The organism is Cellulomonas bogoriensis 69B4 = DSM 16987 (assembly GCF_000767165.1).
Classification (GTDB): Bacteria; Actinomycetota; Actinomycetes; order Actinomycetales; family Cellulomonadaceae; genus Actinotalea; species Actinotalea bogoriensis.
The window spans coordinates 1-19903 of the sequence record NZ_AXCZ01000019.1 but is presented as its reverse complement, the minus strand read 5'-3'; the positions used below and the strand labels follow the sequence as shown (position 1 = coordinate 19903).

Here is a 19903-nt window from a genome sequence, read left to right as displayed (position 1 = left end):
ACGGGACGGCCCCACCGTCGGGTGCGGTGCACCTGGCTGTCCGTGACCTGGCCGTCGGGCACCCGGGCCGTCCGGTGCTGCGGGGTGTGACGTTCACGGCCGCGGCGGGCGACCGGGTCGGGCTGGTGGGCGAGAACGGGACGGGCAAGACCACGTTGCTGCACGCCGTGGCGGGGCGGCTGGAACCCACGGCCGGCCAGGTGCGCCTGGTGGGCACACTGGCACTGGTGGAGCAGGACCTTCCCCTGGTGGCGGGCATGACGGTCGGGGACCTGGTGGAGGAGGCCTTGGGGCCGGTGCGCGCCGCCGCCCGTGAGCTGGACGAGGCGACCGCAGCGGTCGACGCGCACCAGGACCAAGGTGACGCCGAGCGCCTGGCGGTCGCCCTGGCACGTGCCGAGCGCCTGGGCGTGTGGGACGCCGACCGTCGGGTGGACGAGGCCCTGACCCGGTTCGGCGCCCCGCGGGACACGACCAGGCCGTTGGCGTCCCTGTCGGTGGGGGAGAGGTACCGTGCCCGGTTGGCGTGCCAGGTCGCGGGTCGCGCGGACGTCCTGCTGCTGGACGAGCCGACGAACCACCTGGACGTCGGGGGCATCGACTACCTGACCGAGCAGGTGCGCCGGTGGCAGGGCGCAGTGGTGGTGGTGACCCACGACCGGCGACTCCTGGACGACGTGATGACGGCGATCGTGGACCTGGACCCGTCGGTGGACGGGACCCCCACGGTGTACGGGGCCACGGACTACGCCACCTACCGGTACGCCCGTGACCAGGCGTGGCGTCGGTGGCAGCAGCGGTACACCGCCGAACGGGCACGCCGGGAACGGCTGGCCGAACGCCTGGACACCTCCTACGAAGGTCTGTCGGACGAGTGGCGCCCACCGAAGGGCTCGCAGAAGCACCGCAGGGGCACCCGGGCGCGCATCCACGTCAAGGCCGCGGACCGGTTGCTGGAGCAGCTCGACGCGAACGCCGTCGAGGTCCCACCGCCACCGGTGCGACTGGTGTTCCCCGACCTGCCGGCGTCCCCGGCGGCCACCGCGGCGGACTCCCCGCCGTTGCTCGAGGCCCGGGGGGTGCACGTACCGGGCCGCCTGGACCTCCCGGGGGTGCGGGTGCAGGTCCCACCCTGCGGGCGGCTGCTGGTCACAGGGCCCAACGGGTCGGGCAAGTCGACCTTGCTGGGTGTGCTGGCGGGACGGGTGCCGTCCGAGCGTGGCGTGCGCAGCACAGGGCCGGGGGTGCGGGTCGGTCTGCTCGGTCAGGACGACGAGGTGGCGCACGACACGACCCGGACCGGGTTCGAGGCGTACGCCGCGCACGCCTTGCGCCTGCTGGAGGCCGACGAGCTGGACCCCCAGCACCTGGTGCCCGTGGCGGGCCTGGGGCTGTTGAGCGAGGACGACCTGGAGCGGCCGTTGCGTGAGCTGTCGGTGGGTCAGCGCCGCCGGTTCGACCTGGCGTGCGCCCTGCTCGCCGCACCGCACGTGCTGGTGCTCGACGAGCCCACCAACCACCTCTCGGTCGCCCTGGTCGACGACCTGACCGAGGCGCTGCGGGCGACGAGCGCCGCGGTGGTCGTCGCCACCCACGACCGCGCCCTGCGTGCGGACCTGGCGGACTGGCCGAACCTGGACCTCGGCTGAGGCACGGGCACCGCCACTGCTGTCAGCCCTGCTGTCAGCCCTGTCGTCAGCCCAGCCGTCCGACGTGGGCCATGGCCTGCCGCAGCAGGTACCCGTGACCGCCGATCATCTCGACCTGCACCTGCTCGCTGCACGCCTCCTCGGGTGTCATCCACGCGAGGTCCAGGGCGTGCTGCTGCGGTTCGCAGTCCCCGGTGACCGGCACCACGTACGCCAGGGACACCGCGTGCTGGCGGGGGTCGTGGTACGGGGTGACACCGGGTGTGGGGAAGTACTCGGCGACCGTGAACGGCTGCGGCGAGGCGGGGATCAACGGCAGAGCCATGGGGCCGAGGTCCTTCTCGAGGTGGCGCAGCAGCGCGTCCCGCACCCGCTCGTGGTGCAGCACCCGACCGGACACCAGCGCCCGGGTCATGGTCCCGTCGTGGGACACGCGCAGGAGCAGCCCCACGGCGACGACGTCCCCGCTGTCGTCGACGCGCACGGGCACGGCGTCGACGTACAGCATCGGCACCCGTGCGCGCGCCACGGCCAGCTCGGCCTCGCTCAGCCACGCGTCGGGGGTGGGTTCGTCCGGGTAGTCGGCGGTCTCGGTCATGGTCGAAGCCTACGGTCACCTGCCCGCGGGGCCCTGCGACGGGGGTTCGCGGAATACCGGCGGTGTGGTGGTGTTACGCCCTCAGGGCCGGTTCGCGGCCTGTCACCGTCTGGAGAGGACCTGCTGATGCCGACCGTCGAGCTCACCGAGGGCATGTTCGAGAAGACCGTCACCGAGAACGACATCGTCCTGGTGGACTTCTGGGCCGAGTGGTGCGGTCCGTGCCGGCAGTTCGCGCCGGTGTTCGAGCAGTCCTCGCAGGACCACCCCGACGTGGTGCACGGCAAGGTCGACACCGAGGCCGAGCAGGGGCTGGCCGGCGCCGCCCAGATCACCTCCATCCCGACGCTCATGGCGTTCCGTCAGGGGATCCTCGTGTTCTCGCAGGCCGGGGCCCTGCCCAAGCAGGCGCTGGACCAGGTGATCACCGCCGTGAAGGGCCTGGACATGGACGAGGTCCGCAAGGAGCTCGCCGAGCAGGAGGAGGCCGCGAAGGCGAACGGCACCACGGCCGGCTGAGCGGTTGCCGGTGCCCGTCACCGGTGATCACCTGGGGGGACCGTCGGCCCAGAGGGCCGGCCCGACCCTCTGGGAGGACCGATGAGCGAGGACGTCTCCACCCCCGTGCCCGACGAGCCCCGTCAGGACCCTGACAACCCCGGCGACGAGACCGTCGAGGGTGGGCTGGGCCTGTCGACCTCACCGCACTCCGGCTACGAGGACGAGATGGAGGGCGCGGGCGTCCTGGAGGTCCCCGCCGAGGACCTGTTCCCCCTCGACGAGGACGAGGAGCCTGAGGCGTGACGCGCCTCCCGCGCGAGACGCAGGCCTCCGCAAGGCGGTCGCGGGTTCATTATCAGCACCTCGACGAGTCTTGACACTGTGTCTAAGCTTCAATAACCTTCGCCATGATCTGGCAATGTGGCCAGCGTTCTCTGGGGGCGAAGCATGCGCAAGGTATTGGTGGCTGCATCCGTGGTCATTTTATTGGCGACCGGCTCAACCGTCTCGGCTTGGGCCCTCGAAACGTGGACGGCGATAAACCCCAGGTGCACCTCGTCGACGGGAAATCAAATCGTCATCTCCTCGAAGACTTCAGGTCAGACCTATCACGCGACGGCGCAAAAAACATGGTACAAGGGCCATAAATCCAGTTCTTATGCGTCGACGAATACGGGCCAGTCGTCCTCTGGTTGGGCCGGGGTTGATGCAGGTAGTCGGATCCACGAGGCGTCCTACCGATGCAACAAGATGTGAACCGGACTCGCGCTCGCGGGTCTGGTGTTCTTGTGCTGGCCTTGGCTCTCTCGGGCGTAGTCGCTTGCGGGAGTTCTGGACGTGCTCCTGCCGGCGCTGAGGCTGGATGGGAACCCCCGGCATGGTTTGCTGAGCAAGCACAGGAACGTGAACTCGCGCGTGTGCGCCTGCAAGACTGCATCAACGAACTGGGCTGGGATCGCGAAATCGATGAGTGGGGTGGCTCGCCCGAGGGGTTCATGGATGACGCGGAGATGGACGCGTTCGTCGAGGACTCCACCGAATGCTTGCGGCAGGCTGGCTTGCGGGTGGACCATAAGGATCCCACCGTGGAGGAGCTCGAGGTTCTGTACGCGATGGAAGTCGATGGATGGCGGTGCATCGTCGCGCAAGGATACGACATCCCGGCGCCGCCATCGGTCGAGGTCTTCGTCGAGCAGTCTCTGGACGACTCACCGGCCGGAGAAGTGAACGTCTGGGCGCCCTACATCGCCGATGTCCTGGTCGAGCTACCTGAGCAGGAGTACCGCGATCTGTTGCGGAAGTGCCCGGAGCCCTGGCTATGGTGAACAGGCCTAAAGGTCATAAGTGCCAGGTCGAGCGGCCCAGTGCTAGGTTGCGTTCTCGAACTCTGGCCGCGGGCTCCGGGCTTCTTGCTGCGCTTTTTCTCAGTTCCTGTGGGGGTCCTGAGTCGGTTGGGGGTAGTCCTTCCGCGTGGCAGCCGCCAGCGTGGTTCGCCGAGCAGGCGCAGGAGCGCGAGCTTGCGACGGTCCGGTTGCAGGATTGCATTGATGACCGGGGTTGGAGTCGTGAGATTGATGAGTGGGGTGGGTCACCGGATTCATTCAGCGATAGCGATGAAATCGAGAGATTCGTTCAGGACTCACGCGAGTGCAGACTGCAGGTGGGCTTGAGTAACGAACCTCAGTTGCGGACGGCTGACGACTTCGCGCACCGTTTTGACATGCTTGTCGAGGGTTACGAGTGTCTTGTTGCCCATGGTGTCGACGTGCCCGCGCCGCCCACTCGCGAAGCGTTCTTAGAGCAGAGCCTCGCTGGAGGGCGGGATCCCGTGGATATCGACTCGATTTGGCACCCGTACTTGGCGCCGGATCTTGTCTCGCGGCCGTGGGGCGAGTACGACGATTTGGTCCAGACCTGTCCGGAACCGTGGTGAAACCATTGGGTTTGTCCCGGCGGTTGTGGGTTGTTGTAGCGTGGGGATTCTCGGTTGTCCTCGCCACAGGTGCGGGCATGATCGCTGGGAGGGCGGTCTTTGTGCCCCCCCAGACTTCCGACGAGCCGATCACCGCGCGGAGTTTCACAGTCGGGACCGGGACTGTCGGGTCGAGTGCCCGCTACACGGCGGTCGCGGAGTGGCCGACTGAACCTCTTGTCACCGGCGCCTCTGCCGGGACCATCACCGAGATCCTGGTTGACTCGGGGGGCGAAGTCACGTCCGGGGATGTCCTGTACTCGGTCGGCCTGCGCCCGGTGGTGATCGCCGAGGGTACTGTCCCTGCGTTCCGAGACCTCCAATCCGGTGACCGTGGTGCTGACGTGGCCCAGCTCCAGAAGATGCTCGTCGAGCTGGGCCACCTGACCGCAACGCCTGATGGGGTGTTCGGAGCGGGCACTACGACGGCGGTTCGGCGCTGGCAGGGCGATGTCGGAGTCTCCCGAACCGGTGTGGTGCAGCAGGGCGACCTCGTGTTCGCGGAAGCCCTGCCGGCTCGTGTCGTCCTTGCCGACGAGGTCGAGGTCGGTTCCCGAATCGAACCTGGAACGACTGTCGCCCTTTCTGTCGCAGAGGTGCCGGAGGTCACGATCCCCCTGGGTCAGGACCAGCGCGCATACGGCGCGCTGACCGGCACCCCCGTGGTGGTCGAGTTCGAGGACCAGGCGTGGGAGGCCGTGGTCGGTGAGGCCGTCACCACGGACACGGGTGAGTCGTCCCTGACGTTGACGGCACCCGACGGTGGACCGGTCTGCGGGGCGGACTGCGCTGACCTGCCGTTCACCGTCGATGCGTTGCGGCTCGGCGCGACGGTCGTGATCGAACCTGAGGTGGACGGCCCGTTGGTGCCCGTCTCGGCGTTGATCACCGGGCCGGACGGGACGGTGTCCGTCCGCACCGAGGACGGGCGCACGGTACCCGTGAGCATCCTGGGCTCGGACGGTGCGCGCGCCGTGGTGGAAGGCCTGGACGTCGGGACCGTCATCCTCCTGCACGGCGAGGACGGTGCCACCACCGACCAGCCCACCCAGGTCGACCCGGCCGCTGAGCAGTGACCCCCCGCTCCGTCCTGGCCGCCCGACAGCTCACCCTCCGTTACCGGCGCGGAAGCGCACCCGTCCTGCAGGACGTAGACGTGGAGTTCCCTGCCGGTGCGATCACCGCCCTCACGGGCCCCTCGGGTTCGGGCAAGTCGACGCTGCTGTACGTGCTGGCGTTGCTGCTGCGTCCCACGAGCGGGCACGTGGAGTGGGACGGCAGGGCCGTGGAGGGCCTGGACGACGGGGCCCGGTCCCGTCTGCGTGCTGCGAGGGCGGGCTTCGTGTTCCAGGACGCGATGCTCGACCCCGGTCGCACCGTCCTGGACAACGTGTGCGAGGGGGCCTTGTTCGCGGGCATGCCACGTCGCGAGGCGGAGCGCCGCGCGGTCGAGCTGCTCGAGCGCATCGGCGTCTCCCACCGCATCGACCACCGTCCCGGGGAGATCTCCGGCGGGCAGGCACAGCGGGTCGCCCTGTGCCGGGCGCTGCTCACCGATCCGGACGTGGTGTTCGCAGACGAACCCACCGGCAACCTCGATCACGCATCGGCGGAAGTCGTCTGGCAGGCGCTGACCCACCGGGCACGGGCAGGGGCGACGGTCGTGGTCGCCACCCATGACGAGGCCCTCGCCGAGCGGTCAGACCACCGTGTGGTCCTGACATGACCCTGCCGGGCACACCACGCCCACGCGACCTGGTGACCGACGGGATCCGTTCAGCGGTCGCCCAGCGCGTCCCGACGGTCACAGCGGCCCTCGTCGTGGCGCTGGTGTGCCTGGTGGTGCTGCTGACCACGGGGCGCACCGCGGCCACGGAACGTGCGGTGGTCGACTCGATCGACCTGGTCGGCTCCCGGCTCATCACCGTCACCGACAGCACGGGACAGGCGTACATCGACGTCGCCGCGGTCGACGAGGTGTCGCGCCTGAGCGGGGTGGACGCGGTCCTCGGGCTGGGCCCGGTACGCGACGGTCGCAACCGTGACCTGCCGCGGGTCCCGGTGGGGGTGCCGGTCCGCCCCTACGTGGGTGACCTGGAGCGTGCGGTGCGCCTGACCGCGGGTCGTGCCCCGGACGCCCCGCGGCAGGCGGCCGCCGGCACCGCGGCCCTGGCAGAGCTGGCCATGGACGGTCCTGCGGGCGCCGTCACCACCGGTGACGTGGTCGTGGGGGTCGTGGGGGAGTTCAGCGCCGACGGTCCTCTTGCCTCCCTCGACGGCAGCGTCCTCACCGTCCCGGCGGCCGGTGAGGAGTTCCCGCTGCGCGTGCTGTACGTGGTGGCGGCGGGGGCGACGGACGCCGCACGCCTGGCCGAGGACATCGAGCACGTCCTGCCCGCCCGCGAACCCACCCACGTGGACATCGCGGCGTCGACCAGCGTCCTGCAGCTCCGTGAGGTGGTGACGGGCACGTTGGGGGCGGGCGCGCGCCTGCTGATGGCGGGGGTCCTGGTGATGGGGCTGGTGGTCCTCGCGGTCACGATGTTCGGGGCGGTCGCCGGGCGGCGACGCGACTTCGGGCGCAGACGCGCCCTGGGTGCCAGCCGGTCATCGGTGGTGGTCCTGGTGCTCGTCCAGGCTGCGTGCGCCGGGACCGTGGGTGTGACCCTCGGGACGGCGGCCGGGGTCGGGGCGGTGGTCCTGCTGGCGGGGTCGGCGCCGGGTGCCGCATTCGTGGCAGGGCTCATGGGTGTGGTCCTGCTCGTGACGCTCCTGGCGGCGGTGCCGCCGGCCGTCACCGCGTCCCGGCGTGACCCGGTGAGCATCCTGCGGGTGCCCTGACGTCGGGCCCCGACCGCTGCGCGACCGCGGGCCCGACGGGGTTCAGGCAGGCGGTTCGGTGACCGCCGGGCGGATGACGAACGTCTGCCGCCACGCGGCGTTGTGCTGGCCGTCCAGGGACGCCCGCCACTCGTAGCGTTGCCCGGGCTCGAGCTGGAGGCCGGGGGCGATGGAGATGGTCATGGGCATCCGGATCTCCGTCCCGGGCAGTGCGGCGGGCGGGCGCCCTGCCTTGGCCCGGGCGTCGACGGTTAGGGGCTGCTCGCCGTACGGGCCGGGCACCATGACGGGGCGGCCGTCGGCGTCGACGAGCTCCAGGTGCAGGTCGATGTCACGGTCGGTCTCGTCCCAGCCGATGTCCAGCAGCAGGATCACGACCATCGGTGGGGTGGGGGTGGCGGTGACTGTCCACCCCAGGCCCAGGGCCGAGACCTTCCCGTTCGCCTCCTCGGCGGCATCGGCGAGCAGCACGGTGAGCTTCATGACGTCCTCTCATCGGGGTCGTGCGCGAGGCGGGAGTCGAACCCGCACGCCCGGGGGCACCAGGACCTAAACCTGGCGCGTCTGCCATTTCGCCACTCGCGCTCGTGCCCGAGCCTAGACGGCCCGGGCCTCGGGGGTCAGGTCAGGCCGAGGTCGCGGCGCAGCTTGGCGACGTGACCGGTGGCCCGCACGTTGTACTGGGCCAGGTGCACCTTGCCGTCCTCGTCCACCACGACGGTGGACCGGATGACGCCCTGGACGACCTTCCCGTACAGCTTCTTCTCGCCGTAGGCGCCCCACTCGGTGAGCACGGCACGGTCGGCGTCGGACGCCAAGGGGTACGTCAGCTCGGCCTTGGCGGTGAACTCGGCGAGCCGGTCCACCGGGTCGGGGGAGATGCCCAGGACGGTGTACCCGGCCTCGTGGAGGTGGTCCAGGGAGTCGCGGAAGTCGCAGGCCTGGGTGGTGCACCCGGGGGTCATCGCCGCGGGGAAGAAGAAGATCACCACACGCTTGCCCCGTAGCTCCGAGAGCGTCACCGTCCCGCCGTCAGCGGTGGGCAGGGTGAAGTCGGGGGCGAGGTCGCCGGGGCTCAGGCGCGGCATGGCACTCCTTCGGTCGCGGGACCTCTCACCCTACTGCGGCGGTACGGTCGACCCCGTGAGCACCGAGCCTTCGACCCCGCCCAGTCCCGCACCCAGCAACGCGCCCGCCAGGCCCGAACGCCTCCCGGTGCGGATGCTGCACGACCGTGTGCTGGTGCGCCTGGACGGGGAGTCCACCGAGCGGCTGTCGGGGTCGGGGATCGTGATCCCGGCGACCGCGACGGTCGGCAAGCGGCTGGCGTGGGCGCTGGTGGTGGCGACGGGCCCGCACGTGCGGCAGGTGCAGCGCGGTGACCGGGTCCTGTTCGACCCCGAGGACCGCGCCGAGGTCGAGCTGCAGGGCACCGACTACGTGCTGCTGCGCGAACGGGACCTGCACGGTGTCGCCGAGCCCGAGGCCAGCGGTGAGGGGACCGGCCTGTACCTGTAGGGCCCGTCGGGGCCCGGCCCCCGCACGTGGGCGCGTGGTGTCGGGGGCGCGTGAGAAGGTGACGTGAGCCATCCGGGCGAAGATGGCGCAACCCGTTGCGCGAGGCCGGTCGGGATGGTGCAGTTGTCCCCGAGGGGCACGACGAGGTTCCTCGCGCGTGGACAGGAGGAGGGTCATGGTGGTGGACGAGTCCGCACCTGAGGGCACCGAGACGGTCGGTGGCGAGCCCGCTGAAGGCGAGGCGTCGGCCGAGGTCATGAAGCTCCTCAGCGAGCACGTGCCCCTGGCCCTGCTGGCCGACCTGGCGTTGCCCAGCGGCCCGGAGTCCCCGCAGATCCTCCAGGAGGAGGGCCTGCCGGACGTGGCCTGGTGGGAGTCCCAGGACGAGCCGGAGGAGCCCGCGCGGGCGTCCGACAGCGGCGACTGAGACCGGATTCGTCCTACGGCTCAACCGGTGGTAGCCTCATGCACCGCGCGCCATTAGCTCAATTGGCAGAGCAGCTGACTCTTAATCAGCGGGTTCGGGGTTCGAGTCCCTGATGGCGCACACGGAAGCGCCCCCCACCTGCAGAGATGCGGTGAGGGGCGCTTTGTCTTGGCCTCGTGATCGAGGCCCCAGGTCAGTCGTCAGCCGTTGCCGGGCCCTGGGGTGCGAGGGCTGCGTCGGAGGAGAAGACGAGGCCGACGGCGATCTGCCCCTGCTGCAGCGCGGCCTTGGTGAGGGGGCCGCCGGCGTCCAGGGACGTGAAGTCCACGACCTGCAGGCCGTAGGTGTCTTCGAGGCCCGGCTGGCAGAACGGGCGCTCCGGGCACTCGGGCGGCCCGCCGAGGTCCACCGCGCACACGGCGGCGAGCTCGCTGAGGGTGCTGACGCCGTGCTCGTCGGCGAACGCCGTGGTCACGGCGAACGCGTTGCGGTTCTGCGCCTCGGCCGGTTCACCGATGACCAGACCGGCACCCTCGCCCAGGTCCCGCAGCGAGGCGAGGGTCTCCTCCAGGTCCGAGCTCGCCACGGCAGGGGCGTCGGCGCCGTTGACCCGCTGGTTCAGCACCTCCGTCAGAGTCCCCACGTACTCGGGCACCACAGTCAGCACACCGGTCTCCAGCGCCGGCAGGTACGTCTCGCGGTTGCCGATCGTCTGGGTGACGGTCTCGTACCCGGCGGCGTCCAGCACACCCGCGTACAGCGCGGCGAGGGTCGCGCTCTCGGAGAAGTTCCCGGCGCCCACGACGATCGGGCGGCCCTGACCCACGTCCGGCTGGTCGTCCAGGCCCTCGGACTCGATGAGCTCGGCCGCGACCTCCGTCGAGGTGCGCCGGTCCACGTCCACCGCCCGGTTCAGCTCGATCAGCGTCTCGCTCGTGAGCAGGGCCGAGACCTCGTCGAGCAGGCCCACCAGGTTCTCGTCGTCGGTGGCCGTCGGGCCGTGCAGGGCCGGGACCACGTTGTCCACGGTCTGCAGCCCCTGGTCGTCGTCCAGGACGACCAGCTGCTCCCCGGGGATCGCCTCGCACACCTCGAGCTGGTCGCCCTCAGGTGCGGTGGCCTCCGGTGACTGGCCCGCGGAACCGGGTTCACCGCACCCCGCGAGGACCAGAGCGGTGAGAGCAGCGACAGTGAACGTGGCGCGACGCACGCGTCCTCCTGGGGTGGGTCAGTCGATCAGGTGGCCCGCGGGCGCGTGCCTGGACCATTCGACCTGCCCCCACGGGCGGCGGCAACCGGTGGGCATGCCGAGCAGGGTCACGGCATGATCACGATCGTGGTGCGCCCGGTGCCTGTGCGGCGCCCCGCACACGAACCGGGCGCAGGCCCCGGGGCGTGACCGCCCGCTGCAGCGCTGCCAGGACCGCCTCGGTCAGCAGGCACAGGGCCGCCACCAGCAGGCCACCGGCCAGCACCTCCCCGAACCGGCGGGTCGCCAACCCGGTGACCACCAGCACCCCCAGGCCGCCACCCCCCACCAGTGCCGCCAACGGGATGGTCGCGACCACCTGCACCGCCGCGGTCCGCAGCCCGGCCGCGATCAGGGGGAACGCGAGCGGCAGCTCGACACCCACCAGGGAACGCCACCGCGACATGCCCATCCCCGCAGCGGCCTCCCGCACCCCGTGGTCCACCGACCGCAACGCCGTCCACGTGTTCGTCAGGATCGGCGGCACGGCGAACACCGCCGCCGCGATCACGGTCGGACGGTTCCCGAAGCCGACCGCGGTCGTCGCGAAGATCAGCAGCAGGGCGAACGTCGGCACCGCGCGGGTGACGTTCGCGACCACCACCACCGCACCGCCCCCACGGCGGGCCCGGGCCAGCACCGCACCCAACGGCAACGACACCGCCGCGGCGATCGCCACCGCGGCGGCCGCCATCGCCAGGTGCTCCCGCGCCAGGGCGAGCACGCCCCGCGGTCCGGTCCAGCTCAACGGGTCGTTGAGCCACACGAACGCGTCCTCCAGCACCGAGCCCGTCATGTGCGCACCGCCCGCTGCCACGGCGTCAGGGCCCGCCCCAGCGCCAGCAGGACCAGGTCCGCGACCAGCGCCACCAGCACCGTCAGGAGGGTCGCGGTCACGACCTCGGCCCGGTAGCCGCTCTGGAACCCTCGGAACATCAGCTGCCCCAGACCCCCGAACCCGACCACCACCCCGATCGTCACCAGCGCGACGGTCGTCACGGTCGCGAGCCTGAGACCGGCGACCACCGCCGGAAGCGCGTTCGGCAGCTCGACCGTCAGCAACGTCCGCACCCGCCCCATGCCCAGCCCCCGGGCGGCGTCCACCACCCCCGGGTCCACCCCTTGCAGCCCGACCACCACGTTGCGCACCAGCACCAGCAACGCGTACGCGACCAGACCGATCAGGACCGTGGTGCGCCCGATCCCCGTGAACGGGGCGAGCATCGCGAACAGGGCCAACGACGGCACCGTGTACATCACACCCGTGACCCCCAGCACCACCGCCGTCCACCTGGGGTGCCCGTGCACCAGCACCGCCAACGGCAGCGCCAACGCCAACGCGATCGCCACGGCCTGCACCGTCAACGAGACGTGCTGCTCCAGGGCGGTCGTCAGGTCGCCCCAGTTCGCCTGCACGTACGACCACGACAGCCACGGGTCCGGGGCCGGGCTCGTCGTCACCGCCCGAGGCTAACCGCCGACGGACGGTAACGTCACCGCATGGCCGGCGGACACCCTCGCCCCGCTGCGGGCACCACACCCAGCCCTGGCGACGCCCCCGTCATCGTCCTGGACGGGGTACGCAAGGAGTACCCCGACGGCACCGTCGCGGTCGACCGCATGGACCTCACGGTCGCCCGCGGCGAGCTGCTCGTCCTGGTCGGCGCGTCCGGGTGCGGCAAGTCCACCACCCTGCGCATGGTCAACCGGCTCGTCGAACCGACCGGCGGACGGGTCCTCCTGGAGGGCCGGGACGTCACCCGCACCGACCCCGTCGCCCTGCGCCGCCGCATCGGCTACGTCATCCAGGACGTGGGGCTGTTCCCGCACCGCACGGTCGCCCAGAACGTGGCGACCGTGCCCCACCTGCTCGGTTGGCCCCAGGACCGCACCCGCGCCCGCACCACGGACATCCTGGACCTGGTGGGCCTGGACCCGGCGACCTTCGCCCGCCGCTACCCCCACCAGCTCTCGGGCGGGCAGCGCCAACGCGTCGGAGTGGCCCGCGCCCTGGTCGCCGACCCGCCCGTCCTGCTCATGGACGAGCCGTTCGGGGCCGTCGACCCCGGCGCCCGCCGCCGCCTGCAGGACGAGTTCAGCCGCATCCAGCGCGAGCTCGGCACCACCGTCATCCTCGTCACCCACGACGTGGACGAGGCTGTGCGCCTCGGTGACCGGGTGGCCGTCCTGGCCCCCGGGGGTCGCGTCGAGCAGGTCGCCGACCCGTTGACGGTCCTCGCCCGACCCCGCACCGACGTCGTCGCCGACCTCCTGGGCCGTGGCCGCCTCACCCGGCTCCTGGCCGCCGGCCGCCTCACCGCCGCCGACCTCGATCCCGTCTCCCCTCCCGACGGCGGCCCCGACGCAGGCACCCTGCCGGTGGGCGCGTCGCTGGACGAGGCGCTCGCGGCGTTGACGCGGGCCGACGACGACGCTGTCACGGTGCACGACGGTGGGTCCGTGGTGGGGTCGATCGGCCCGTCCGGCCTGGTGCGGGCGCTGCGCAGGCTTCTGGACGACGAGGTGCTCACGCCGTGACGGTCAGGCCGGTGCGACGTCCTCGGGGTCGCCGTCGGTGATGGGAAGCAGCCGGTCGACACCGGTGATCGTCAGGAGCTCCTTGAGCATCCAGGGGGCGTTGCGCAGCTCGACGGGGTAGTCGTGGGCCTGGGCGTCCCGGGCGAGGCGCACCAGGATCGACATGCCGGTGGAGTCGATGAACGTGACACCGCCGGCGTCGATGACCAGGGGCAGCTGGCGTTCGGCGACCGTCTGGCACATGGGTCCTGCGGACTGGCGGACCGCGAGGTCGATCTCACCCCAGGCCTCCACGACCGACTGGTCGGGCATCTCGCGCAGGGTCATGCCGGAGCGCGGCCGCTGCTCACGTCCCTCTGTACCGCTCATGTCGGACTAGTCCTTCCGTGCTCGTCCGTGCTCGCCCGTGTTCGGTGCTCGCGGGTGCCCCCTTCCAGCCGATCCAACCGCAGATCCGGTCATCCGGCACTGTGACGACTGCCTCGGCGCGGCGTGAGGGGCGGGTTTCACCCGTCGGTGACCAGGGACCTGAGCCCCCCGAACCTCGCGTGTCGTGAGTAGTGTGCTGGTGTGACTCGCATCGCTCTGGCCACCTGCTCGGACCTGCCCGACCTGGACGTTGAGGACGTCCCGCTCCTGGACGCCCTGCGCGCCCGCGGTGCGACCGCCGAGGCAGTGGTGTGGGACGACGAGTCGGTGGACTGGGCGGCGTACGACCTGGTGGTGGTGCGTTCCACCTGGGACTACGCCAAGCGGCCGGACGTGTTCCTGGAGTGGGCTGAGCGGGTCGACTCCGTGACGCGCCTCGCCAACCCGGCCTCGGTGATCCGCTGGAACGCGGACAAGCACTACCTGCGCGAGCTGGAGGACGCGGGCGTCGCCGTCGTGCCGACCATCTGGCTGGAGCCCGACCCGCGTCTGAACGGCCGTGCCCTGCACACGAGGTTCCCGGCCCAGGGCGAGATCGTGATCAAGCCGGCCGTGTCGGCCGGGTCGGTGGACACGGGCCGCTACACGGCGATCGACGCGGGTTCGCGCGGGCTCGCGATCCAGCACGCGCGCCGCCTGCTCGCAGATGACCGGAGCGTGATGGTCCAGCGGTACGTGACCAGCGTCGACACCCACGGCGAGCGCGCCCACGTGTTCATCGCGGGGGAGTACTCCCACAGCGTGGTGAAGGAGGCCATGCTCGACGGCCCCGACGCCGGGCAGGAGCTGTACAAGCGGGAGCAGATGTCGACCACGCCTGCCAGCGGCACCGAGGTCGAGATGGCCCGCAAGGTGATCGCGACCGCGTGCCGCACGTTCACGCCGGACGGAGCGTGCGACCCGTCCCACTTCCTCTACGCGCGCGTCGACGTGGTCTCGGACGACCAGGGGTCCCCGCTGCTCATGGAGCTGGAGATGGTCGAGCCCAACCTGTTCACGTCCCTCGGCGAGGGGGCCCTGGACCGGTTCGCCGACGCGATCATGGCCCGCGCGTCCTGACCCCCGTGCGAGACCTGGCACCAGCACACCGCTGGAGCAGGTAGACTGCTCGCCGGTCCTGTCGCACCGGGTGCGTACGGATCATGGTGGCTATAGCTCAGCAGGTAGAGCACCTGGTTGTGGTCCAGGGGGTCGCGGGTTCAAGTCCCGTTAGCCACCCCAAGGAGTAGGCGGCTGGCCCGCGAAGTGGAACTCGTCAGCGAGCCAGCGCACCTCGTGGCGGAGCAGCTCCAGCGCCGAGCCGGTCGGCTGGAATCCCAGGGCGTGCGAGGCCGTGGTGTCGAGCACGATCGGGTGGGCACACTGCCACGGGTGCTCGCCACCTTGCGCTTCGGGCGGGAGCAGCACGAGGTCGCCGTCCCATCCGAGTTCGAGCCCGACCGCCGTCACGATCTCCGCTGCGGTCGGGGTCGTCCGGGTCGGCGCTGTTGAGGATGCGCGCGCCAGGTGCGTGAGCGACCGTCTCGATGAGCGCCGAGGTGTTGGCGGCAGCAGTCAGGTGGCCGACGGAGGCGCCGCGCCGAGCCAGACGGATGGTCCGATCGCGAGAGGTCGCCCGCCGTCAGGTGCCCTGGAGTCCAGTCGCGACGCTCGTCGCCTTGACCTCGGCGGCGATGGCCTTCGCGGTCGCGGAGTCCGGACCGGGCGGCGGTACGAGCATCGCCTGCCGGTAGTACCGCAGCTCGTCGATGCTCTCGAGGATGTCGGCCAGGGCCCGGTGCCCACCGTTCTTCTCCGGTGAGGAGAAGTAGATCCGCGGGTACCAGCGGCGGGCGAGCTCCTTGATGGAGGACACGTCGATGACCCGGTAGTGCAGGTGGCCCACCAGGTCGGGCATGTCGCGCTCGAGGAACGCCTTGTCGGTGCCGACGGAGTTACCCGCCAGGGGTGCCTTGCCGGCTTCGGGGATGTGCTCGCGCAGGTGCGCCAGGACCGTGGCCTGGGCGTCGGCGAGGGTCGTGCCCCCGGGCAGGGCGTCCAGGAGCCCCGAGGTGGTGTGCATGTTCCGCACGAACGGGTCCATCTGCTCCAGGGCCTCGGCCGGGGGAGCGATCACCACGTCGACCCCGGTGCCGAGCACCCGCAGCTCGGAGTCCGTCACGACCGCGGCGACCTCGACGAGCGCGTCGCGTTCCAGGTCCAGGCCGGTCATCTCGCAGTCGATCCAGACGATCCGGTCGTTCGGTGCGGGGGCTGGGCTCACGGAGGTCACCTTACGGGGTCGCCTACCGGGGCACCCGTCGCCTCAGCGTCCGGTGCCCCGGTAGGTCATCCACGAGCCGGCCAGGACCACGACGGCGGCGCCCCCGCCCAGCAGCAGGGCCGTCACCCAGCCGGAACCCACCCACCTGAGGACCACCACGGTCACCAGGGCGCACGTGCCCGCAAGGACCGCCACGTCCGTGGGCGAGGGGCTCTGCTCCCGGTCCGGCCGGGCGGCACGACGACCCATCAGCGGGCGGACCGGACAGCGACCATGGCGGCATCTTCCCAGACCGCACGGCCCGCCCTCAGCCTGCCGCGGGGCGAGCCCGGGCGATGGCCGCGGTCGGCGGGCGGTGCCGCCGGGCCTGGACGGGTGCACCGCGCCGGTCACGGCGGCGCTGCTCGACCAGTCGTGCGTGTTCTCGTTCTGCTGACGCGCGCCGGTGCTCTGACAGTGCTGCGTCGTACACGGTGATGGGGTGCATGGGAAACGCTCCAGGGTGTGAAGGGACGGGCGACTGGGACGGGCCAGGTCCTCCACCGCGGTGACACCACCCTGGCAGCGCCCCACCCCGCAGGTCATCGCTTTTTTCACGGCGCCCCCGTCGCGGGTGTGGTGCAGGCTCAGGTCATGGATGCCCTGTCCCGTGCCCGGTCCGCGCTGCCCGTCGTCCTCGGCCTGGTCCTGGTGGTGGGCGGTGCGGCCGGCTTCGTCGGTGTCCTCGACGCCGTGCAGGACGCCGACGACGTGGCCGTCCTGGACGAGCCCGTCCTGCGTCTGCTGGTCGCGTTGCGCAGCGAACCGGTGACCTGGTTCATGGTCGCGGTGTCCACGGTCACCGGGCCGGTGGTGCTCCCGGTGCTGGTCGTCGTCGCGGCCCTGGTGTGGGGGTTCGTGCGACGCACCTGGTGGGAGGTGGTCCTGCTCGTCACCGCCATGGTCGCCAGCACAGGTGTCCAGCTCGCCATCAAGGACCTGGTGGCCCGCCCCCGGCCCCCTGTCGATGCCCTCGCGACCGCCACCGAGGAGGTCGGGTACGCGTTCCCCTCCGGTCACACGATCGCCACGGCGACGTTCCTGCTGGTCGGCGGCTACCTGGTGTGGGTGCGCCGGCCCCGCGCCCACACCCTGGTCCTGTGGTGGGCCGTGGTGGCCGCCGGGACGGCACTGGTCGCAGGCAGCCGCCTGTACCTCGGCTACCACTTCGTCAGCGACGTCCTGGCGTCCTCCATGCTGGCCGTCGCCGTCCTCGGGGGCGTCGTCGTGCTGGACCGCCGCCGGGCCGCACGCACCCCCGACCCCGCGTCCGCCACGAGGACCGCCGGGCCTGGAGCCTGAGTGGAGATCGGCGCCCCCGGCAGGATTCGAACCTGCGACCAACGGATTAGAAGTCCGACGCTCTATCCACTGAGCTACGGGGGCCGGTGACGGCGGGCCGTCAACGGAACGGTAGCCGAACGGCCCCGGGACCTGCAGGACCGGCGCACGGGCTGTACACATGGGGGCATGGAGGACCTCTCGACCTTGGCCCGTGCCGGTGACGTGCGTGCCTTGCGGTCGGCGCTGGCTGATCTCGACGTGCCTGCGGTGGTCGACGAGCTGGGGCGCCTGGACCCGATCGCCCGTGCGGTGACGTTCCGGGCACTGCCCAAGGACCTGTCGCTGGCGGTGTTCGAGGACCTCGACCCCGCGATCCAGGGGGAGCTGCTCGAGGGGCTGCGTGAGGACGCGGTCCGTGACCTGATCGCGGACCTGGACCCGGACGACCGCGCGAGCCTGCTCGACGAGCTGCCGGCGGGGGTCACGGCCCGGTTGCTGTCCGGGCTGGACGCCCGGGAGCGGGCGATGACGACGGTGCTGCTGGGGTACCCGTCGAGGTCGGCGGGTCGGCGCATGACCCCGCAGGTGGTGTCGGTGCCGGTGTCGGCGACCGTGGGGCAGGCGTTGGAGCACGTGCGCCGGCACGAGCCCGACGCCGAGACGATCTACACGTTGCCGGTGCTGGGCGCGGGACGTCGGGTGGAGGGTGTGGTGTCGTTGCGGCGCCTGTTCGTCACCGACCCCGGGACGGCGGTGCGTGAGGTGATGTCCGACCCGGTGGTGGTGGGCGCGGGGGAGGACCAGGAGCACGCCGCCCGGGTGGTGCGCGACCACGGGTTGGTGGCGGTCCCGGTGGTGGACGCCGAGGACCGTCTGCTCGGTGTGTTCACCGTGGACGACGCGATGCGGGTCCTGGAGCACGAGGAGAGCGAGGACGCGGCCCGTGCCGCGGCCACCGAGCCGTTGCGCCGGCCCTACCTGTCGACCACGGTGCTGGGGCTGGTGCGCAGCCGTGCGCTGTGGTTGCTGGTGCTGATCGCCGCGGCGACCCTCACGGTGAACGTCCTGGACCACTTCGAGGAGACCCTCGCCCAGGTGGTGGCGTTGGCGCTGTTCGTGCCGCTGCTGATCGGGACGGCGGGCAACACCGGCGCCCAGGCGGCGACGACGGTGGTGCGGGCGATGGCCGTCGGGGACGTGCGTTTCGGTGACCTGCCGCGGGTGGTGGGGCGCGAGTGCCTGACGGGTCTGCTGCTGGGGCTGCTGCTCGGTGCGGTCGGTTTTGTGCCCGCCACGGTGGTCGCGGGCCCGCAGATCGCGTTGGTGCTGGCGTTGGCGCTGGTCGCGGTGTGCACCCTGGCGACCACCACGGGGGCCCTGACCCCGATGATCGCCCGTCGGGTGGGTGTGGACCCGGCGGTGGTGTCCGCACCGTTCATCACCACGTTCGTCGACGCGACCGGTCTGATCGTGTACTTCCTCATCGCCCAGGCGGTTCTCGGGCTGTGAGGGGGGCGGGCTGCGGCGCGCACACTTGGACGGGGCGCGCCCGGCAGGGAAGGATTCACCCGTGATCACCATCCCGGCGCCCAGCGGCCCCACGGCCGACGCGGACGTCGACGCACGTCCCCGCGCCGACCAGTCCCTCCTGGATGCGGTGACGGACCTGCGCCGGGACGTGGACGCGGTGCGTCTGCCGCTGCCGCTTGACGGTGTGGACGAGGCCGAGGAGTCCCGTCGCCGTCTGCTGGACCAGCTCGACGACCACCTGCTGCCGCGGTTGCGTGAGCTGTCCGCCCCGGCGGTCGTGGTGGTGGCGGGGTCGACGGGGGCGGGCAAGTCGACGTTGGTGAACTCGCTCCTGCGGGACGAGGTCACCACGGCGGGGGTCCTGCGGCCCACCACCCGGCGGCCGGTCCTGGTGCACCACCCCGACGACGGGGACCTGCTGTCCGCGCACCCGTTGATGGAGGTGGTGCGGGTCGTCGCGCACCCGGCTGTTCCGCGGGGCCTGACGTTGCTGGACGCCCCCGACCTGGACTCCTTGGAGGAGTCGAACCGGGCCACCGCGCACCGCCTGCTCGAGGCGGCGGACCTGTGGGTGTTCGTCACGACCGCCGCCCGGTACGGGGACGCACTGCCGTGGCAGTACCTGCAGCGGGCGGCGGACCGCGGCACGTCCATGGCGATGGTGCTCAACCGGGTGCCGGCCGCGGCGTTGACGGACGTGCGCGCAGACCTCATGACGCGTCTCCGTGAGCACGGGATGAGCGCGGTGCCCCTGTTCCTCGTGCCTGATGTCGGGCCGCACGAGGGGTTGCTGGACGCCACGAAGGTGGCCCCGATCAACCGGTGGCTGGCGATGGTCGCAGGCCCGGACCGGGCCCGGTCGGTCATCGTCCGGACCCAGCGGGGCGCGTTGAAGGCGTTGCGGCCGTGGGCCGACACCCTGGTGGCGGCCGTGCAGGCACAGGTCGACGCCCGCGCCCGGTTGGAGGCCGTCGTCGGCGCCGCCGAGGAGGCCGCGCAGGGGGTCGCCGCCACCGACACCGCTCTGCTGGCCGAGGGGCCGGTGCGGGGGGCGTGGGAGGCCCG

The 19903-nt window shown here is 71.6% G+C and carries 24 protein-coding genes and 4 tRNA genes; 16 read left to right on the top strand and 12 right to left on the bottom strand.

Annotated features, from left to right (window positions below):
• Positions 1–26 precede the first annotated feature (26 nt).
• Entirely contained in the window at positions 27–1649 is a 1623-nt protein-coding gene (locus tag N869_RS03585; RefSeq protein ID WP_035057982.1) for an ABC-F family ATP-binding cassette domain-containing protein, read from the top strand.
• Between the two features lie 46 nt (positions 1650–1695).
• On the opposite strand, the gene N869_RS03580 is transcribed toward N869_RS03585, so the two are convergent.
• On the bottom strand, positions 1696–2247 hold the full coding sequence (locus N869_RS03580) for an NUDIX hydrolase family protein (RefSeq protein ID WP_035057949.1): 552 nt from the start codon (positions 2245–2247) through the stop codon (positions 1696–1698).
• A 126-nt stretch (positions 2248–2373) separates the two neighbouring features.
• Here N869_RS03580 and trxA point away from each other — a divergent pair, with 126 nt between their 5' ends.
• The 6 genes from trxA (at position 2374) to N869_RS03545 (ending at position 7561) form a co-directional block, all read left to right on the top strand.
• Positions 2374–2766, top strand: coding sequence for a thioredoxin (gene trxA / locus N869_RS03575; RefSeq protein WP_035057946.1), 393 nt, complete (start codon positions 2374–2376; stop codon positions 2764–2766).
• Positions 2767–2847: 81 nt separating this feature from the next.
• Positions 2848–3051 carry a hypothetical protein gene (locus tag N869_RS03570; protein WP_035057943.1) on the top strand — a complete coding sequence of 68 codons (204 nt, stop codon included), beginning with the start codon at positions 2848–2850 and terminating at the stop codon, positions 3049–3051.
• Between the two features lie 614 nt (positions 3052–3665).
• Complete coding sequence (locus N869_RS03565) at positions 3666–4073, top strand: hypothetical protein (RefSeq protein WP_035057940.1); 408 nt, start codon at positions 3666–3668, stop codon at positions 4071–4073.
• A gap of 991 nt (positions 4074–5064) precedes the next feature.
• Entirely contained in the window at positions 5065–5796 is a 732-nt protein-coding gene (locus N869_RS16845) for a peptidoglycan-binding domain-containing protein (protein WP_198025947.1), read from the top strand.
• The gene (locus tag N869_RS03550) at positions 5793–6446 is read left to right on the top strand and encodes an ABC transporter ATP-binding protein (RefSeq protein ID WP_035057931.1); all 654 of its coding nucleotides are present in this window, start codon (positions 5793–5795) and stop codon (positions 6444–6446) included. Before N869_RS16845 ends, N869_RS03550 begins: the two co-directional genes overlap by 4 nt.
• Entirely contained in the window at positions 6443–7561 is a 1119-nt protein-coding gene (locus N869_RS03545; protein ID WP_035057928.1) for an FtsX-like permease family protein, read from the top strand. Before N869_RS03550 ends, N869_RS03545 begins: the two co-directional genes overlap by 4 nt.
• Before the next feature lie 42 nt (positions 7562–7603).
• Here N869_RS03545 and N869_RS03540 read toward each other — a convergent pair whose 3' ends face one another.
• From N869_RS03540 to bcp, 3 genes are all read right to left on the bottom strand, one after another.
• Positions 7604–8044, bottom strand: coding sequence for a DUF6941 family protein (locus N869_RS03540; RefSeq protein ID WP_035057925.1), 441 nt, complete (start codon positions 8042–8044; stop codon positions 7604–7606).
• A 21-nt stretch (positions 8045–8065) separates the two neighbouring features.
• Positions 8066–8146: transfer RNA gene (locus N869_RS03535), tRNA-Leu, on the bottom strand.
• A gap of 35 nt (positions 8147–8181) precedes the next feature.
• Complete coding sequence (bcp, locus tag N869_RS03530) at positions 8182–8649, bottom strand: thioredoxin-dependent thiol peroxidase (RefSeq protein ID WP_035057922.1); 468 nt, start codon at positions 8647–8649, stop codon at positions 8182–8184.
• A 133-nt stretch (positions 8650–8782) separates the two neighbouring features.
• Here bcp and N869_RS03525 point away from each other — a divergent pair, with 133 nt between their 5' ends.
• From N869_RS03525 to N869_RS03515, 3 genes are all read left to right on the top strand, one after another.
• Positions 8783–9079: a GroES family chaperonin gene (locus N869_RS03525; RefSeq protein WP_232229594.1), complete on the top strand. Its 297-nt coding sequence runs from the start codon at positions 8783–8785 to the stop codon at positions 9077–9079.
• Between the two features lie 175 nt (positions 9080–9254).
• Positions 9255–9506 (top strand): hypothetical protein, encoded by a 252-nt coding sequence (locus N869_RS03520; RefSeq protein ID WP_035057919.1) that lies wholly within the window; start codon positions 9255–9257, stop codon positions 9504–9506.
• A 47-nt stretch (positions 9507–9553) separates the two neighbouring features.
• A tRNA-Lys gene (locus tag N869_RS03515) sits at positions 9554–9626 on the top strand.
• A 73-nt stretch (positions 9627–9699) separates the two neighbouring features.
• On the opposite strand, the gene N869_RS03510 is transcribed toward N869_RS03515, so the two are convergent.
• The 3 genes from N869_RS03510 to N869_RS03500 form a co-directional block, all read right to left on the bottom strand.
• On the bottom strand, positions 9700–10716 hold the full coding sequence (locus N869_RS03510) for a glycine betaine ABC transporter substrate-binding protein (RefSeq protein WP_035057916.1): 1017 nt from the start codon (positions 10714–10716) through the stop codon (positions 9700–9702).
• A 118-nt stretch (positions 10717–10834) separates the two neighbouring features.
• Complete coding sequence (locus N869_RS03505; protein ID WP_035057976.1) at positions 10835–11551, bottom strand: ABC transporter permease; 717 nt, start codon at positions 11549–11551, stop codon at positions 10835–10837.
• Positions 11548–12216, bottom strand: a complete 669-nt coding sequence (locus N869_RS03500; protein WP_035057913.1) for an ABC transporter permease — start codon at positions 12214–12216, stop codon at positions 11548–11550. Before N869_RS03500 ends, N869_RS03505 begins: the two co-directional genes overlap by 4 nt.
• Before the next feature lie 39 nt (positions 12217–12255).
• Between N869_RS03500 and N869_RS03495 the strand changes: the two genes are divergently transcribed.
• A complete protein-coding gene (locus N869_RS03495) occupies positions 12256–13293 on the top strand; it encodes an ABC transporter ATP-binding protein (protein WP_035057910.1) in 1038 nt (345 codons plus the stop codon).
• A 3-nt stretch (positions 13294–13296) separates the two neighbouring features.
• Here N869_RS03495 and N869_RS03490 read toward each other — a convergent pair whose 3' ends face one another.
• Complete coding sequence (locus N869_RS03490; RefSeq protein WP_084136384.1) at positions 13297–13662, bottom strand: STAS domain-containing protein; 366 nt, start codon at positions 13660–13662, stop codon at positions 13297–13299.
• 201 nt (positions 13663–13863) lie between these two features.
• Here N869_RS03490 and N869_RS03485 point away from each other — a divergent pair, with 201 nt between their 5' ends.
• Entirely contained in the window at positions 13864–14781 is a 918-nt protein-coding gene (locus N869_RS03485) for an ATP-grasp domain-containing protein (RefSeq protein ID WP_035057907.1), read from the top strand.
• Positions 14782–14867: 86 nt separating this feature from the next.
• Positions 14868–14943 (top strand) — tRNA-His (locus N869_RS03480).
• Here N869_RS03480 and N869_RS17260 read toward each other — a convergent pair.
• The 3 genes from N869_RS17260 to N869_RS03470 all read right to left on the bottom strand — a co-directional run bounded on the left by N869_RS17260 (position 14932) and on the right by N869_RS03470 (position 16234).
• Positions 14932–15069 (bottom strand): hypothetical protein, encoded by a 138-nt coding sequence (locus N869_RS17260; protein WP_156968327.1) that lies wholly within the window; start codon positions 15067–15069, stop codon positions 14932–14934. The genes N869_RS03480 and N869_RS17260 overlap by 12 nt on opposite strands.
• 274 nt (positions 15070–15343) lie before the next feature.
• Positions 15344–15985, bottom strand: coding sequence for an oligoribonuclease (gene orn, locus N869_RS03475; protein ID WP_156968326.1), 642 nt, complete (start codon positions 15983–15985; stop codon positions 15344–15346).
• Positions 15986–16027: 42 nt separating this feature from the next.
• Positions 16028–16234: a hypothetical protein gene (locus N869_RS03470; protein WP_035057904.1), complete on the bottom strand. Its 207-nt coding sequence runs from the start codon at positions 16232–16234 to the stop codon at positions 16028–16030.
• 384 nt (positions 16235–16618) lie between these two features.
• Between N869_RS03470 and N869_RS03465 the strand changes: the two genes are divergently transcribed.
• On the top strand, positions 16619–17326 hold the full coding sequence (locus N869_RS03465; RefSeq protein ID WP_084136387.1) for a phosphatase PAP2 family protein: 708 nt from the start codon (positions 16619–16621) through the stop codon (positions 17324–17326).
• 11 nt (positions 17327–17337) lie between these two features.
• Here N869_RS03465 and N869_RS03460 read toward each other — a convergent pair.
• A tRNA-Arg gene (locus N869_RS03460) sits at positions 17338–17410 on the bottom strand.
• 84 nt (positions 17411–17494) lie between these two features.
• Between N869_RS03460 and mgtE the strand changes: the two genes are divergently transcribed.
• The gene (mgtE, locus tag N869_RS03455; protein ID WP_035057901.1) at positions 17495–18817 is read left to right on the top strand and encodes a magnesium transporter; all 1323 of its coding nucleotides are present in this window, start codon (positions 17495–17497) and stop codon (positions 18815–18817) included.
• 61 nt (positions 18818–18878) lie between these two features.
• Positions 18879–19903: dynamin family protein (locus N869_RS03450; RefSeq protein WP_198025945.1), on the top strand; the 1025-nt coding region annotated here is incomplete at its 3' end.

Bases quoted from the DNA above. Each gene is read 5' to 3' on its own strand.
- N869_RS03520 (WP_035057919.1), top strand. From the start codon at position 9,255: ATGGTGGTGGACGAGTCCGCACCTGAGGGCACCGAGACGGTCGGTGGC.
- N869_RS03540 (WP_035057925.1), bottom strand. From the start codon at position 8,044: ATGAAGCTCACCGTGCTGCTCGCCGATGCCGCCGAGGAGGCGAACGGG.
- N869_RS03470 (WP_035057904.1), bottom strand. From the start codon at position 16,234: ATGGGTCGTCGTGCCGCCCGGCCGGACCGGGAGCAGAGCCCCTCGCCC.
- N869_RS03490 (WP_084136384.1), bottom strand. From the start codon at position 13,662: ATGAGCGGTACAGAGGGACGTGAGCAGCGGCCGCGCTCCGGCATGACC.
- N869_RS03465 (WP_084136387.1), top strand. From the start codon at position 16,619: ATGGATGCCCTGTCCCGTGCCCGGTCCGCGCTGCCCGTCGTCCTCGGC.
- N869_RS03505 (WP_035057976.1), bottom strand. From the start codon at position 11,551: ATGACGGGCTCGGTGCTGGAGGACGCGTTCGTGTGGCTCAACGACCCG.
- N869_RS03545 (WP_035057928.1), top strand. From the start codon at position 6,443: ATGACCCTGCCGGGCACACCACGCCCACGCGACCTGGTGACCGACGGG.
- N869_RS03495 (WP_035057910.1), top strand. From the start codon at position 12,256: ATGGCCGGCGGACACCCTCGCCCCGCTGCGGGCACCACACCCAGCCCT.
- N869_RS03570 (WP_035057943.1), top strand. From the start codon at position 2,848: ATGAGCGAGGACGTCTCCACCCCCGTGCCCGACGAGCCCCGTCAGGAC.
- bcp (WP_035057922.1), bottom strand. From the start codon at position 8,649: ATGCCGCGCCTGAGCCCCGGCGACCTCGCCCCCGACTTCACCCTGCCC.
- N869_RS03580 (WP_035057949.1), bottom strand. From the start codon at position 2,247: ATGACCGAGACCGCCGACTACCCGGACGAACCCACCCCCGACGCGTGG.
- N869_RS03525 (WP_232229594.1), top strand. From the start codon at position 8,783: ATGCTGCACGACCGTGTGCTGGTGCGCCTGGACGGGGAGTCCACCGAG.
- trxA (WP_035057946.1), top strand. From the start codon at position 2,374: ATGCCGACCGTCGAGCTCACCGAGGGCATGTTCGAGAAGACCGTCACC.
- mgtE (WP_035057901.1), top strand. From the start codon at position 17,495: ATGGAGGACCTCTCGACCTTGGCCCGTGCCGGTGACGTGCGTGCCTTG.